Raw genomic sequence first — 15,621 nt, 5'->3', positions numbered from 1 at the left:
TAAGTCCTAATTAAGTAGCTAGGTGTATTAAATATAAAACTCCAAAATCTGTAACATACGCTGCGCGTGTGCCACAGATTTTGGTTTGATTTTTTAATTATGTCTAACTACTTGATGTTTAAAAAAGGCAATTGCTTTGATTATACAAACTCAGCCAAGTAAAAATGGAATAGTCACATTAAAAGTAGTACCTTTACCTTCTTGACTATCTATTGTAATCAATCCATTATGCAAATCTACACATTTTTTTACAATCGATAAACCTAATCCAGTCCCAGAAATATTGCCTACGTTTTCAGCTCGATAAAAAGAACTAAATAATTGGGATTGAGAATCTATAGGAATACCAATGCCACTATCTTGAATTTGTAAAGTTAGGTTTTTGTCTTGTTGGGTTAGACGTAAATGAACAATTCCACCTTGGGGAGAATATTTAATCGCGTTACTCAACAGATTCGTGAGAATTTGTCTTAGTAACTTGATGTCACAATAAGCATCAAGACTGGTTAAGGTTGGTTCTATCTCGTTATTTTGCAAGACCGCGAATATAAGTTTGTGCTTTGTCGTAGTTATCTGGAGTTCTGCAATAAGATTTTGACAGAAAGAAACCAAATCAACTGTTTTGGGCTTAAATTCTAGTTTATTTGCTTCTGCTCGATTTATTGTTAGGACATCATCTAATAGATGCACCATATGGTTAACGCTTGAATTTATACGTTGAAGATGGATTTTCTTCTTTTCTTCGCTTAGGCGATCACTATAGGTTTCGAGAATTACTGATGAGGAAGAAATGACAGTCAGGGGTGTGCGAAACTCATGGGATGCGATTGAAATAAAACTAGAGCGTAGTTCGCTTAGTTCCTGCTCTTTGGCTAAAGCTTGACGAATACTTTCCTCCATTTGTTTTCGCTCTGTACCATCTCGACAGACACAGATCAATCCAATACCTTTTACCATCGTGAGTGATAGCTCTTCTACAAATGTGCTACCATCACGGCGTTTGGCGATCGCTTCCCCTCGCCACTTTTGATTCGCCTCAATTATTGGAAAAACTTCTTTTTCCATCCGTTCAATTTCTTCAGGATAGTAAAATACTTTCCAAGTTTTGCCTATTACTTCGCCAGCATCTTGACAACCAAATATCTCCAGATGGGCAGCATTAATAAAAGTATATTCGCCTTGTTCATTAATGATTGCAATTCCGTCAGTACTGGCTTCAATCGCCGCCAGTTGACTTTGCAAATCATGGGTTCGCTCTGCGACTCTCGATTCTAGTTCTTGATTAAGTTGTTTGAGATTTAGTTCGGCATTTTTGCGATCGCTAATATCATCGGCAATACCACTCACGCGGTATACTTCACCATTGCGATCGCGAATTGTAAAAGTACGATCAAAAATCCAACGAACCTGTCCATCAGGTCGGATAATGCGATATTCTACTGCTGTGTTTTCGCCCAAGAGTTTACGTTGATGGGCATTAATCACTATTTCCCGATCCGATGGATACACTGATTCGATATAGGAACGCGGATTATCGTAGAGACTTTGGCAAGATTTCCCCCAGATATTCTCGTAGCTGGGGCTAACATAGAGAATACTAGAGTTTTTGATATCCGTAAGATAAAATACCTGCTGAATATTTTCTGCTAATTGGCGAAAGAGTTCTTCGCTATCTTTTAACGCCGCTTCAGCCCGTTTTCTTTCTAATAATTCCGCTTGATTTTGGGCTTGTGCTAAGGTCTGTTGCAAAGAGATGGAAATTTGTGATGACAACTGATCCAGTAGCTCTAAGTCTCCAGACTTCCAAGATCTTGGAGCATCACATTGGTGCGCGATTAATAATCCCCAGAATCCTTCATTCAAAAGTTGTGGCTTGTAAAAAACACCTGGTAAATAAGGGATTACTTCCTGTTCTTTTCCATTAACTGAAATGGGCACAATTACGCTTGCTTTTACAGAATATCTCTCTAGTAATTGCACATGACAACTTGCCAGATCTGCTGTGTAAATATCATTAATTGCTCGTATGTCATCTTTAAAGGACTCAGCGGAACTTTCGTTATAAAAGCAGGTGTCAGAAAATTGATGATTGATAATGCTCATCTCTTGGTTCGCACAATCCTCTGAGATGATTATCCCTTTTCGTGATGACTGAAACTGATATATCAATACGCGATCGCATTTAAGCAACTTCCGCAACCCATGCACAATTGTTTGCAATACGCTGTCAATGCTCAGGGCATAGCGGATTTGGTTGGATACACTAGCAATAAGATATTCGCGCTCTAACTTTGTTGATACTTCGGCTGTGCGAGCTTCAACTTTTTTTTCTAGTTCTTGGTTCCGCTCTTCTAAGATTTGCACTTTTTCCGATTCTAATCTTGCAACTTGGCGTTGCAAAGCTTCTACGACACTATAAAGTTCTTTTGGCTGTAGTACTTCTAGTAAGCTAGTTTGGGTGACGATCCCCACTAAATCGCCCGAATTGTCTGTGACCACTAAGCGCTGAATATTACGGCGTTGCATTTCTTGGTGGGCAATCCAAAGAGTTTGTTCGGGTTGGAGACAAAACAATGGCGAACTCATGACTAAGTGAGCTTCAATTGCATCTAAAGATAACTTCAGAGCCTGAAATTGGACGATATCACGTTCGGTGACGATGCCGATGGGACGACGGTCTTCGATGATAACTACACAACTAACTCGATGGTTAGTCATTTTTAGTGCTAGGTCAGTAATCGTTTCACTTGGTAATGCCCAAACCACCTGTTTCGACATAATTTCGGCAATAGATCTCGCCCTTAATAAATCCACTGGCTGTAAATTGCGCCGTACACTATCTTGGGTGACTAGTCCTACAAACTTGCCTTGATCGTCAACAATTGGCAAATGCCGAATATGATGTTTTTGGAATAAATTTACAAATGCAAAAATATCACGACATTGCGATCGCTTTAAGACGATTGGAGATCGAGTCATGACTGATTCAATATGGATATTCTCTAGTTTGACATCATTGGCTAGTAGTCTAACAACATCTCGTTCTGTAAAGATGCCAACTAGCTGATCGTCTTCGATGACTATGACACAACTAGCTCTCGATTCTAATAAATTTAATCGATTACAGTCTGTTTCTTCTAGTGAGCATTTACTGCGGGATAGACCCATAAAGGCGATCGCATCTAAGACAAGAGTACTCGGCTCAACTTTGAGTGGATATTTGTCAATTGCGAGATCGATTGAGAAAAAAGAATTTAGAGAAGATGAATTAGTATGCATTGCATTTATAAAACCTATCTATTACTGATGCTAAGTGGAACACAGATGAGGAGTTTATTGCTATTAGGTTAGCAGGGGGCATCCACTATGTTTGTTTCTGCCTAAGTCTTTAGAGAATTGCGGGTAGCGTAATAGCCCCATACCGATTCGGTCATGCGAATTCCTTCCAATGTAACATCAGTTATTAAACGAAATTCATCGTTTATCTTTTCTCCCCAAGGTAAAGCTAAATAGATAAGATTGGCAGCACTTCGCGCCGCCAATCCTTACCTCAATAAATCCTTTCCCTTTTAGGAATACTAACAATTCTTGCATTAATTGTATAGGACTTACGCAATGCTAACGAATTTACTGGGTTTTGAGTGGATATAGCGCGGGCGAAGCCCGCGCTATATCCACTCGATGCGTAAGTCCTAACTTTTTGTGCGCTTCACTCAGCAATTTTTATTGTATTAAAGTTCTTTAATGAAAGATTAAATCGTCAAGTTCTGCATAGTCAGGAAGGTTCGTATCGATCGCAATGCCATTTCTAAATACAGTGCGATCGCCTTGGTGACGAGATAACAACTCACTATAGCTACGTGCCTTAAATAGAACGAGATCCGCAGTGTTACCAATCCCAATTTTGCCAACGTCATCTAAACCCATTAGGGCGGCTGGACGCGAAGTGACTGTCTCTATCCAATTGTCGTAGGGTGTATCTAAGTGCAGTATTTTAGTCCCCATGCTAAAGACTTCTAATAAATCATGATCACCAAATCCATAGAAAGGATCGCGACAATTATCACTAGAAATAGCAACGGTTATTCCTGCGGCAGCTAATTCACGCAACAACGTCACCCCACGCCAACGAGGAGTTCGATCAGCAAACCGATCTTGCAAATACATATTGCACATAGGTAAACTGACAATCCCAATCCCTGCTTGCTTGACTAGCTGAATTGTTTCATTAGCGATCGCCTCATCTTGGACTGATAGACTACAGCAATGTCCACAGATAACTTGAGCCTCAAATCCATGCTTGATCACAGCAGCAGCAACACGATGCAATGTACGAGACTCAGGATCATCGGTCTCATCGGTATGGAAATCAAGAGATAGATTACGTTCGCGTGCTAATTGAAAAATCCGCTCTAGATACCAATCAAACTCAGGGATCATATGGGCAATGCCACCAATGATGCCACCAACTTCAGCTACTGCATCGGCAAATTGCTCACCCTCTGGAGTCTCAAAGTAGGCTAGCTTTACTAGAGATACGGCTTGCAAAGTAATTTTATCCTTCCATTTATCTCGCAGTTCCTTAAATACTTGGAAGGTCGTTTCAAACTGATGGGGAGGACAATCTAGATGGGTACGAATTGCTTTGGTTCCGTGGGCATAGCTGCACTTCAGCCCAAATTCCATGCGGCGATAGAGATCTTCATATTTCCAGTTGAGATTCTCTGTGCAATCGCGATAAATCCCCTTGAGTGCGCCTTGAAATGTACCATCTAGATTAGGACTACGTTCCCAAATATGCCCTTTATCAAGATGGGTATGCAAATCAGCAAAACAGGGAACCATCAGTCCTTGCTTTGCATCAACAATTGGTAGGCTTTCGGTAGGAATTTGGGAAGTGAGTGAATCGGGAGAATTAGGGACGATGGAAGCAACTAAACCATTCTTGATTTCTAGATGACAAGGAAATAGGCGATCGCGTTGTAAAGTTGGAGTGAGCGGCAGATCTACAGCTTGAGTCCGAATCGTATTATCAATGAAACAATTGGGAATGCGTGTATTAACAATCCAATAATGCGAAGGTTCTGTCATAACTTTGATATATGCGTCACTAGTGCTCTAAGTCCTAAGCGATAGCTCTCTGCGCCAAAGCCACTAATCTGACCGATCGCAATAGGAGCAATAAACGAATGGTGACGAAATTCTTCGCGTTTATGAATATTACTTAAATGCACTTCTACGGTAGGTATATTCACCGAGGCGATCGCATCTCTGAGCGCCACACTGGTATGGGTTAAGCCCCCCGGATTAATCAAAATCCCCTGTTGCACTTGAAACGCAGCATGAATTGTATCGATCAGAACACCCTCATGGTTGGATTGCAAAAATGTTAATTCTGCGCCTAACTCTGTCGCGTCCTGAGTTAGACGATCGTTAATTTGCGCTAATGTGGTGCTGCCATATACCTCTGGCTCCCGTAAGCCCAACATATTGAGGTTTGGCCCATGCAGAACCAAAATTTTCATTATTTGATCTAATTCTTCTTTTTTTCTTTGTCCTTTTAACTTTTTCCTTGATTAGCGGAATTGATCCATAGCCGAACTAAACTGCATCGTCTTCGTAATTGCTTCGAGATTTTCGTGGGGACGAGGAATTACGGTTGCGGAAAGGAATAATGCTTTGTCCTTAGAACTTAGAACTTCAATTTTTTTAGCTGCCTCTACACCTGCTTCAACAGCTCTTTTGACATCGCCCACGGGCCCGCGAATGATGATGGTGAGGCGAGCGCCACTAACTTTTTCGTAGCCCACAAAAGTGACTTTCGCAGCTTTAACCATTGTGTCAGCAACGGAGAGTGCGGGTGGATGCCCCAACACCTCGACCAAACCAACTGCCATTCCCATAAACTTTCTCTAGATTTTTTACCAATCACAATCATAAATCTCAATGGTATCGATTGAATGATATGTATCAGTTATTTGCGCGATAACAAAAAATAAACAGCACACAAATTACTCTATTTGTGAGGGGCTGCGCGAAGCGCAGCCCCTCACAAATGTGGGATTTATTATGCAAATTTGGTGCGAATGGTTTCAATGCGATCGCGGTTTACGCCTAGATCCGATTGACCAAGACGTGAGGCGGAGCGCACCTCAATGATGCCCTTGTCAGCATTTAAGTAAAACTCCACGTCATCGACATAGCCCATAAGCTTGCTCGTAAACTCCGCATAAATATAATTACCTTCGGCGGTAATAATTTTGGTGCGGGGCAAGCTCTCGATCACTGCCTTGAGATCAGCCAAGGCTTTGGCGGGATCGCCTGTATAGGTCAAGGGTGCGATTTTGTGTTCGGCATCGGTGCTTTGGCTCGATACACAGTTAGGGGAATTAGGGCAATCAAGAAGCTTGCCATTTGTCACGCCGAGATTAGTGGGGCGTGTGCCAGAAAAGGAAAAAAGTGCCATAGGTGTTGCGATCGCAGAATTTAGGGTATGGGTAAGGGAATTTGCCGAAGCCGCAGGAACAAATCCGAAATAAGCAAGAGTAACAAAATATAAGCTCGCGGCGATCGCGACAAGTTTAGACATAATTGGTATTACAAATTTCGCTGAGTATTAATACACAGTCGATTATGACATTTTCATTCTCTAGACTTCTATCCATCAAGTTGAAGAGGTTTGTTGTTAATACTTTGATTTCACGTTATGGCAAGGCTTAATTGTTACTGATTTTACGTGGAACCCTCATCCCCCAACCCCTTCTCCCGCAGGAGAAGGGGAGTAAGACCGATATTATTTTCTTCCCTCTCCTGCGGGAGAGGGGCTAGGGGTGAGGGCTTTACAGCCTTCCACGTAAGATCAATTGTTATTTCGTCGGGGTAGTGAGCGAAATAACAATTGAGTTGGGCTAATTGGCAAAAAGTAATCCGCGTACCAGATTAAAGAGTGTGCCAAAGATCAAAGCAAGGGTAGCTAAAGAGGCGATCGCATTTCCGGGGGCGCGTTTACTGGCTTCAATGTAATAGCCCCAAGCATAGAGAATTCGCCCCACAATCCAAGCAGCACCTAAAATTGCGCCCCAGTTGGGATTTACATAAATACTGAATAGCCATAGGGATGGCAAAAAGATCACAATCTGCTCAAGGGTATTTTGGTGGGCACGATAAACCCGCTCGAAGTCTTCATTACCTGTGGTTTGTGGTGGTGAAATTTTGTATTTAACACGGGCAACGCCAACACCAATACCTAATCCAAAATAAACGAGCAATGCGCCGATGGTAGCGATCGCGGGAAATACGAATGTTTTAATATCCATTTAGTGATTAGTTGTTAATTTAACCTAAGTTGCTACCCATAGATTAACGCTAAGAGCAAGGACAAAGAGCATGACTTTAAGCTCAAATCCCTTGGCAGTAACAGCATGAATCGATTTAGGTAAAAGTTGTGATATCAAACTGCCAGTGGTTTCAATTACTTTGCGCTTATGGTGCTGGAGAAATTGAACATAGGCAGGTACAGGTCGTTTTGAATTGCGTTTTCGCATAGCTGAGAGCTGGATATTCTCGGCTTCAAGCAATAAATCTTCCACTTCATAATCGTTGTAAGCTTTATCTGCATAGACTACAGAGCCTTCAGGTAAAGCAAATGGAAATACTTTCAACCCTCTAACATCAGCAAATGAGCCTGAAGTTAGAAAAAACTCCACAGGTTCTCCCGACTCTGTCGCCATCAAATGAATTTTAATACCGTAAAAGTAGAGAGTGTAAAGTGAAGTGTGTAAAGTCTGGGATATATACAGAGAGATGATCTAGACACACAATTACCAACACTAAAACTGATGAATATACGCAAAGAATTGCTCGACGAATTGCTGCAAGAATGTAAAACACCACCTGACCTATTCGGAGAAGGAGGCATTCTGAAGCAACTGACGACCGCATTAGTGGAGCGAGCATTGGAAGCAGAACTATCCATGCATCTGGGCTACGGAAAACATGAACCAAGACCAGAAGGACAAACTAACAGTCGCAATGGCTATAGCCAGAAAAAAGTGCAAGGTGACTTTGGCGTAGCCGAAATCGCAGTCCCCCGAGATCGGCAAGGGGAGTTTGAACCGCAGATGGTGAAGAAAGGACAAAGTCGCTTGTCAGGACTAGATGAAAAGATCATTGCTCTCTACGCACGAGGTATGAGTGTCAGGGATATTCAAGCCCAGTTGCAAGAAATGTATGGTGTTGAAGTATCACCAACACTTATTTCCAATGTTACAGATGCAGTAATTGACGAGGTGAAGCAATGGCAAAACCGTCCCCTTGAAGCAGTCTATCCAATCGTCTTTCTGGACTGTCTAGTCATCAAAGTCCGAGACAATGGCAGAGTGATTAACAAATCCTTGTACTTTGCCTTGGGCGTGAATATGGACGGGTACAAGGAATTACTGGGTATGTGGATTTCTCCGAATGAAGGTGCGAAATTCTGGTTGTCAGTACTCACCGAAATTCACAACCGTGGGGTCAAAGATATTTTGATTGCCTGTGTCGATGGCTTGACTGGTTTCCCTAATGCGATTGAGACGGTATTTCCTAAAACTCAGGTGCAGTTATGCATTGTCCACATGGTCAGAAACTCGGTCGCTTTTGTACCTTGGCAACAACGCAAGCAAGTTTGTGCTGACCTCAAGGCTATTTATAGCGCGGCGACGGAATCGGAGGCTGAGTTTAATCTCGAACTCTTTGCTGAAAAGTGGGACAAGCAATATCCATCAATCTCCAAGTCTTGGCGCAGTCATTGGGCAAACATTATCCCCTTCTTTGCTTTCCCGACCGAGATTCGCAGGGCGATTTATACCACCAATGCGATTGAGTCGATGAACAGTAGTTTGCGGAAGGTGATTAAATCCCAACAGATTTTTCCCTCTGATGATGCTGCTTTCAAGCTCGTTTATTTAGCAATGCGGAATATCTCGAAGAAGTGGACGATGCCGATTCGTGATTGGAAACCTGCTCTTAATCGCTTTGCCATCCTCTTCGAGGATCGTCTCCACGTCTAGCTTCTAGACTTTACACATTTTACTTGACAGTCTCTAAAAGTACCGTTTCTTGCTGGCTTGATAGCCTCGATACTCTTCATTTCCATCATAGATTTTTGACCTTGATATGCGAATATTGTCACAAACGGGGATCGGAAAACTATCAATGCTGTAAACCGATTCGGTGTTCAGTTGTTTCCATGCTTGTCCCAAAGCTTCAAACAACATCAAGTTCAACTCTATAGAGTCTGCGATTGAACCGACTCCGACTCAGCATATTTGGCATGTATTGTGACTCTGACAGCTGTTTTCTTGCCTTCTCGAAATTTCCACAAAAATATACAACTGCAACTATAGCTGTAGTCATTACTTCGGCATCACTCATCTGTTGCTGTATATCACCTTGATGATTCATCGCTCGGAGAATATCGTCACAGAGGCAATAAATCGCTACAATTTCATCATTCATTTTTCTTGCTGTTACTCGGCTTTTGTCCTTTGTAGCAGCATTTTTTTCTTGTTACCATAGGTAGCAACTTGGGTTAATTTATTGCTAGGAGCAAGGGGGCAAAGCACCCCTTCTGCCTCTAAGCATTATGATGGGTGCTAGATCTCGTTTTATGTTATGCCAAAGTTTCAAATTTATATCGGAATTGCTGCGATCGCATTGATTGTTGCTAGTTGTCAGCAGAATTCAGCGCCTAATGCATCGCCTAGCCCCACCACTGCACCAACGGCTAATCCTGCGACGGAGAAGGCGATTAGTTATTTGCGATCGCAGCTTAAGCTGTCGGCAAATGTGGCGATCGCGGCGGAGTCAGCAAAACCACAACCTGCGAATCTTACTGATTTGTGTCAAACGGTTGCGCCAACTCAAGAGGGATTTGAAATTGCTTTGGTTGCTGAGGATACTCGCTATATCCTGCAAACTAATCAAGATGCTAGCAAAATCGAGATTTGTCGCTCTGAGGATGCCAAACCTGAAACTACGGGTAAATACAATGGTGCGGGTTATACCTTGCGCTATCCCGCCGACTGGAAAGCGATCGATCTGGGTTTAGAACCATCGGGCGCGAGTACAGTCATATTTACGCCTAGCAAAGAAATTGATCTGACTAAGGACAATAACCTAGAGAAAATCACCCAAAAGCTGCAACAAAGCCAGCAGGTTTATACGATTGTGGCAAGGCAACCGAGTGATGCTAAAGCGATCGCTTCTGACGGTTCCGAAAATGCAAAGGATGTAGTCACGATTCCCTTTGATGCAAAAGTTAAGGGGGCAAAGTCTGGCTCGAAAAAGGAATTTACCACTGCGATCGCCTCAAACAATTGGAAAGTGCAAGTCTTAACCCTCGAAGCTGACAAATTCCTCTATACCGTTCGCTACTATCAACCTGCTGCGAAAAGTGATCCCAATAGTCCAACGGCTAAAGCTTTTGATCAGTTTGCCAATAGTTTCGCTCTTGTTTCCCAGTAGAGAGAACGCGCTTTGCACGTTACTGTCTCGTCACAGATTTTGACCACATTTCTCGATCGCGGTTTGAATTTGCTCGATTTTAAAAGGCTTGGTTACGTAATCATTCATGCCAGCTTCTAGACATTTTTCGCGATCGCCTTGCATGGCATTGGCAGTCATCGCAATAATTTGAATGGATTTAGGAACTACATCGAGATTTGCTAAATCGGTTTGAGCAAATTTCTCCTTAGCGCGAATCTGTCTAGTCGCCTCTAAACCATCCATTTCAGGCATTTGTACATCCATAAAAATGAGATCATAGGTCTTTTTATTGAGCGCTTCGAGAACTTCTATACCATTAGTTGCAACATCAATGTCATAGCCCATCTTTTCAAAAAGACGATTCGCTAATTTCTGATTTACGGGATTATCTTCAGCTAGTAAAATCTTGAAAGGGAGACTGTCTGCTAATTTGGGAACATTACTAGCAATAGTTTTGGAGGAGTGATCGTCGTGAGAAGGCTTTACGCCTAACTCTAATAGATGAAGTTTCTCAATGACTGGTATATGGCTATCTGTAGGCAACAACTTCTGATCTGCGGGTTGATAGGCGATCGTAAATAGGAATGTTGTCCCTTTCCCTAAAGTACTCTCAATCCAGATATCACCTCCCATTAATCTGGTAAGATTTTGAGAAATCGCTAACCCTAAGCCAGTACCACCAAATTTACGTGTGGTTGAGGAATCCACTTGAGAGAATGGCTTAAATAATTTATCTAATTTGTTAGAAGGAATGCCAATACCTGTATCTTTAATCGTGAAGAGGAGTTGATCTTCGTTATACTTGGTTACGCTGACAACGACTTCACCCACTGATGTAAACTTAATCGAATTACCTACTAAGTTAATCAGAATTTGCTGTAAACGATTAATATCGCCTTCGATAAATTGGGAAACATTAGCATCAATTAAGTAATATAGTTTTAATCCTTTCTCATTGGATTTAGGGATAAACAAACTAAAAACTCTGTCCAGACATTCTCTCAGTTCAAAAGGCTGTACTTCTAAGTTAACCTTGCCTGCTTCAATTTTTGAGAAGTCCAAAATATCGTTAATAATCATCAATAGTGATTCACCACTAGCATTGATGGTCTCTACATATTCCCTCTGCTCTGAGTCAAGATAAGTCCCAAGCAAGAGATTTGTCATGCCAATCACACCATTCATCGGGGTACGAATCTCATGGCTCATAGTGGCTAAAAATTCAGACTTAATTCGCGCAATCTCTTCGGCTGTTTCCTTTTCTTGTTGCAATTGCAATCTTAAAATATTAGTTTTCAATAAGTCCCGAATCGTCAGAAAGCCTATTTTGACGACCATAAAAACAAATAAAGCACCAAAGAAGAAGATGACCCCTGTTAGAACTAAGATTAACCACTGCACTCTGAGGGGAAATAGGACGATTACTCCTAAATATCCTAAGAGAAAGAAAACCATCAATGCTCTGAGAATATACCAAAGCTTCTGATATTTACTGTCTTTGAGTAGATCTAAAATCCGTTGTGTCTCTTTGATCGAAAGAAACATGACGAATCCGCCAAGGGCAATTAAAATGACAGTAAAAATGTCGATCATTTTCGTGTAAAGCTAAGCCAATGTTATTATATCGCTTTACTTCTCTCAGACATCAAGCGATCGCTTTTTAAGCCTATAATTTGCCTATAATTTAAGCTTTAACACTACTATCCATCTATGCCTAAGAAATCTTTGCCTAAATCTTTTGAGGATAGATATCCCAATATCTCGCGTTGGGTAAATAGAGAGAATGGAATTATTGAAATTGGCTGGAGAGATGATGGTTATTCCAGTGGGTTTGTGCGTGCTTTTGAGTCGGGTGGAATATTTTGGGAAGGTGAGGATGAATATGCTTCGATGGATGATGCGCTTTTGGATTTGGAAGGTGGTGTGCAGATCTGTATGAGGGAGATTCATGGGGAATCATGGGAGAGTGAGTAATACTTAGCCTTTTGTTTGAGGATTTTGGCGATCGCTATAGTTAGCATCAAATCAAAGAAGATTTATGTCTTAATTTACGCAAATCATGACGCAACCTAATAATTTCGTGAGATAATAGCAAATAGTTTAGTATTTCGTCTTTTTCAATGTCTGAACAAGTTAAGCCAATTCAAAAAATTCTTTTTGGTAGCCCTGGAACTGGTAAAAGCTATCAAGTGCGTGAAATAGCCCATGAATTGCTGATCCCTTTCGATGAAGATACGAAAACTCTGAAAAATACTATTAAGACTGTATTTCACCCAGAGTATACTTATGCTGATTTTATGGGGAAGTTGTTGCCGTTAACTCAAAATGGTTCAATTATCTACAAGTTTTACCCAGGGCATTTTCTTCGTATTTTGGGTATGGCTTACAAGGCGTTAATCGATGGTAGTGATGAAAATTTTTTGTTGGTAATTGATGAATTGAATCGGGGGAATGCTGCTGCTATTTTTGGGACTGTGTTTCAGTTGCTTGATCGGGAAAGTGATGGATGGTCGAGCTATGAGGTGGATATTTCAGATATGGAATTATTTGGATTGCTTGAAGTAATGGGGCTAAAGCCAATTATTCAGCAAAATGGAAGTATTTATATTAATGATGATGCTTTAAGAACATATGATAAATATTTTGAGAACAAAGCTAGTCAATTACATGAGCATAACTTTGATGGAAGTAGAGCTTGTAATCTTTTGAGGCAGGGGCGTATTAATATTCCCAGCAATCTATCAATTATTGCTACGATTAACACATCAGATGAATCAATTTATTATCTTGATAGTGCATTTAAAAGGCGCTGGGATTGGCAATACGTTTCCCTGTATTCTAGCACCAAAGATTTCGGAAAAATAGCGTTTATTAGCAATAATCCAGAAAAAGATTCAGACTCTACGAAACCATTGTGGGAAAACTATATATTGGGAATTAATATATTTATCAAGTCTAATTATCAATCAATTCGACGGATAGAAGATAAGCAAATTGGTTTGTGGTTCATTAAACCAGTAAATAATACTGTAAATCTTCAACAAGTAAAAGATAAATTGATGTTCTATTTATGGGATAGCGTATTTGCAAGAGACAAAAAGCCTTTAGAAAATTTATTGTCTACTGAAAATAGACCAGTAAAGTTAACACAATATTCTGATTTTCTATGTTTGACAGATGAGTTTATGGATAAAGTCCTTGAATTTGTCGATGACGTTACTTTTTAATAGTTATGATAAATTTTAAGTCTTTACAATTTTTTCACTCTAGCAAATATTCTTTTGTTGGCGTTGAGAAACAAGGTGGAATATTTCGTTTTTATTTGCCTAAAGGTTTTAGCGAAAATATTGATGAATTTAATGGATTTGGCAAGAAACGCGATCTATTTTTTTTGTTTTATAAAATTTTCGATACATTTAAAAAAATTTGTATTGATAAAGACAACATTGATAAGTTTGTCAAAGATCGTGATGGAATAATTAAATTTGCTAAAGGTTCTGGAATTCAAGATGATGGTGATAATTTAGAAAATATTTTTTATTCTAAGCTAGATATTATCGGCAGTTTGTTAGATGTATATGACGAACCTAAAATTCTGTCTCTTGCTTATCGGCTAGGTAGAAGTGATAAATTTGATGTTAGTCAGATTCACAAGTATTTACATCAAGCCGTATATCTACCAAATAATGCTGCTTATGTTGATCAAATGCTTTTGCCTAAAAAGGTATTGCAATTTGAATCAACGGATATTGTTTCAATGTATTGCTATCTGTTTTGTGAAGTCAAGCTTCAACTTAAAGAAAATATAAGTACAGAGATTACATCATTATCTGAGAGATTTCGTGAAAAATATTTAAGAAGTGACGATAGTCTTTTTGATGAACAGAGCTATGAACAAGTTTTAGATATTCTGAAAGATGCTCTAGAAACAATAGATCATAATACTCCGATTAAAGATGCTGACTATTGCCAATATTACGAAGCCATTGAATTATTTCTATATGGCGATCTAAACAAGCAAAAAGATGGTGAGATATGGGGAGTTTCAAATTTTCATAGTGTTTGGGAATCAATGTGTTTAAACTATATTGCTCAAACTACTAACCCATCACTACTTTTACACTTAGATCCTAAATATGTGGCTCATAGATTAATGGAATCCACCAAGATATCACCTCTTATTAATCTATCAAACACATTTGACCTTCTTAATACAAAATTAAATCCTGATGCAGTTATATTTTCACCACTTTTAAGTCAAGTTAAGGTTAAGACAACTCACTACAAAATATGTGACGATATTCATAATGATTATGGCTATAAAACGACTTTTAAAGGGATTGGATTTAAAAATTCTAAGATTGCTTTTATTGGACAAAAAGAAGGTAAACATACTCTAGAAAAATTGAAAGAAGTTTATCCATCTTTCCCAATAAACTCTCGCTTTAGTTCCTTAGAAGTTAAAATCACTTCCCCATTACCTAAAAAGGAATTTTATTCTTTTTGGGCAATACCTGAAGTAATTGATTCTATCTGTCTTCATAAAATGTATTACTTTAATCATTTGTTTTGTATCGCATTAGAAAAAAACATTTTAGATTGGGATTCTTTTTTTAAAGAAATTCTTTCGCCTCCACCTATCGAATTAGTATTTAACATATCCTACAAAGACCCCAGAACTAATGTTTTTAATCTTTCAATTTTTCGAGATGAATCAGCTAAATCTTTAAAAGATTCATTTAACAACTTTATTCAACAAACAACAAATCTATATCGAGATTTATTAGAAGTAATTGATGTTAAATATTTGACTTCAAATTACTTTTGCGATTCTAAAAATCTTGAAGAAATAAAGCAAAGAAGTGTTCGCAAGCAATTTGTTTATGAGTACTTGATTCAAAAAGAGCTAGAAAAAAGACAAGATAAATTAAGTAATTTAAGTATTCAAAGCAGTTTTTGGTTGCCAAGCTATCGACCTGACGATACTAACTTAATAGAAGATGGAGAAACCTTTATGGACGGCTATATTCAACTAAAAAATATTAACTTTGCAGTATTAGCAGAGAATTACATAGCGTAAACTTTTTGTTGATA

At 39.6% G+C, this 15,621-nt stretch carries 15 protein-coding genes; 5 read left to right on the top strand and 10 right to left on the bottom strand.

The genetic code is table 11. The features are described 5' to 3' along the window. Positions 1-150: 150 nt before the first annotated feature. The 7 genes from NMG48_RS11645 to NMG48_RS11615 form a co-directional block, all read right to left on the bottom strand. Entirely contained in the window at positions 151-3,279 is a 3,129-nt protein-coding gene (locus NMG48_RS11645; RefSeq protein ID WP_271251724.1) for a CBS domain-containing protein, read from the bottom strand. Between the two features lie 462 nt (positions 3,280-3,741). After that, entirely contained in the window at positions 3,742-5,091 is a 1,350-nt protein-coding gene (locus NMG48_RS11640) for a cytosine deaminase (RefSeq protein WP_271251723.1), read from the bottom strand. Next, complete coding sequence (gene aroQ / locus NMG48_RS11635; protein WP_271251722.1) at positions 5,088-5,525, bottom strand: type II 3-dehydroquinate dehydratase; 438 nt, start codon at positions 5,523-5,525, stop codon at positions 5,088-5,090. Before aroQ ends, NMG48_RS11640 begins: the two co-directional genes overlap by 4 nt. A gap of 51 nt (positions 5,526-5,576) precedes the next feature. Further along, positions 5,577-5,903 carry a carbon dioxide-concentrating mechanism protein CcmK gene (locus tag NMG48_RS11630; RefSeq protein WP_126385322.1) on the bottom strand — a complete coding sequence of 109 codons (327 nt, stop codon included), beginning with the start codon at positions 5,901-5,903 and terminating at the stop codon, positions 5,577-5,579. A gap of 164 nt (positions 5,904-6,067) precedes the next feature. Then, entirely contained in the window at positions 6,068-6,466 is a 399-nt protein-coding gene (locus tag NMG48_RS11625; protein ID WP_169364578.1) for a DUF1499 domain-containing protein, read from the bottom strand. A 442-nt stretch (positions 6,467-6,908) separates the two neighbouring features. Further along, positions 6,909-7,316, bottom strand: a complete 408-nt coding sequence (locus tag NMG48_RS11620) for an MAPEG family protein (RefSeq protein ID WP_271251721.1) — start codon at positions 7,314-7,316, stop codon at positions 6,909-6,911. Positions 7,317-7,340: 24 nt separating this feature from the next. Next, positions 7,341-7,730: a hypothetical protein gene (locus NMG48_RS11615; RefSeq protein ID WP_271251720.1), complete on the bottom strand. Its 390-nt coding sequence runs from the start codon at positions 7,728-7,730 to the stop codon at positions 7,341-7,343. A gap of 108 nt (positions 7,731-7,838) precedes the next feature. On the opposite strand from NMG48_RS11615, the gene NMG48_RS11610 reads away from it, so the two are divergent. After that, a complete protein-coding gene (locus NMG48_RS11610) occupies positions 7,839-9,050 on the top strand; it encodes an IS256 family transposase (RefSeq protein ID WP_271251719.1) in 1,212 nt (403 codons plus the stop codon). 33 nt (positions 9,051-9,083) lie between these two features. Here the strand turns inward: NMG48_RS11610 and NMG48_RS11605 are convergent, their stop codons facing one another. After that, complete coding sequence (locus NMG48_RS11605) at positions 9,084-9,257, bottom strand: hypothetical protein (protein ID WP_271251718.1); 174 nt, start codon at positions 9,255-9,257, stop codon at positions 9,084-9,086. Beyond that, on the bottom strand, positions 9,247-9,498 hold the full coding sequence (locus NMG48_RS11600; protein ID WP_271251717.1) for a hypothetical protein: 252 nt from the start codon (positions 9,496-9,498) through the stop codon (positions 9,247-9,249). Before NMG48_RS11600 ends, NMG48_RS11605 begins: the two co-directional genes overlap by 11 nt. A 156-nt stretch (positions 9,499-9,654) precedes the next feature. Between NMG48_RS11600 and NMG48_RS11595 the strand changes: the two genes are divergently transcribed. After that, positions 9,655-10,506, top strand: coding sequence for a hypothetical protein (locus tag NMG48_RS11595; protein ID WP_271251716.1), 852 nt, complete (start codon positions 9,655-9,657; stop codon positions 10,504-10,506). A gap of 30 nt (positions 10,507-10,536) precedes the next feature. Here NMG48_RS11595 and NMG48_RS11590 read toward each other — a convergent pair whose 3' ends face one another. After that, entirely contained in the window at positions 10,537-12,120 is a 1,584-nt protein-coding gene (locus NMG48_RS11590; RefSeq protein WP_271251715.1) for an ATP-binding protein, read from the bottom strand. A gap of 117 nt (positions 12,121-12,237) precedes the next feature. On the opposite strand from NMG48_RS11590, the gene NMG48_RS11585 reads away from it, so the two are divergent. The 3 genes from NMG48_RS11585 to NMG48_RS11575 all read left to right on the top strand — a co-directional run bounded on the left by NMG48_RS11585 (position 12,238) and on the right by NMG48_RS11575 (position 15,607). After that, positions 12,238-12,501 (top strand): hypothetical protein, encoded by a 264-nt coding sequence (locus NMG48_RS11585; protein WP_271251714.1) that lies wholly within the window; start codon positions 12,238-12,240, stop codon positions 12,499-12,501. Between the two features lie 146 nt (positions 12,502-12,647). Continuing rightward, positions 12,648-13,754 carry an AAA family ATPase gene (locus tag NMG48_RS11580; protein ID WP_271251713.1) on the top strand — a complete coding sequence of 369 codons (1,107 nt, stop codon included), beginning with the start codon at positions 12,648-12,650 and terminating at the stop codon, positions 13,752-13,754. A 5-nt stretch (positions 13,755-13,759) separates the two neighbouring features. Continuing rightward, positions 13,760-15,607 (top strand): hypothetical protein, encoded by a 1,848-nt coding sequence (locus tag NMG48_RS11575; RefSeq protein ID WP_271251712.1) that lies wholly within the window; start codon positions 13,760-13,762, stop codon positions 15,605-15,607. The last annotated feature ends 14 nt before the right edge of the window (positions 15,608-15,621 follow it).

The organism is Pseudanabaena sp. Chao 1811 (assembly GCF_027942295.1).
Classification (GTDB): Bacteria; Cyanobacteriota; Cyanobacteriia; order Pseudanabaenales; family Pseudanabaenaceae; genus Pseudanabaena.
The sequence above is the reverse complement of the archived record's forward strand: the minus strand, read 5'-3'. Positions and strand labels throughout refer to the sequence as shown.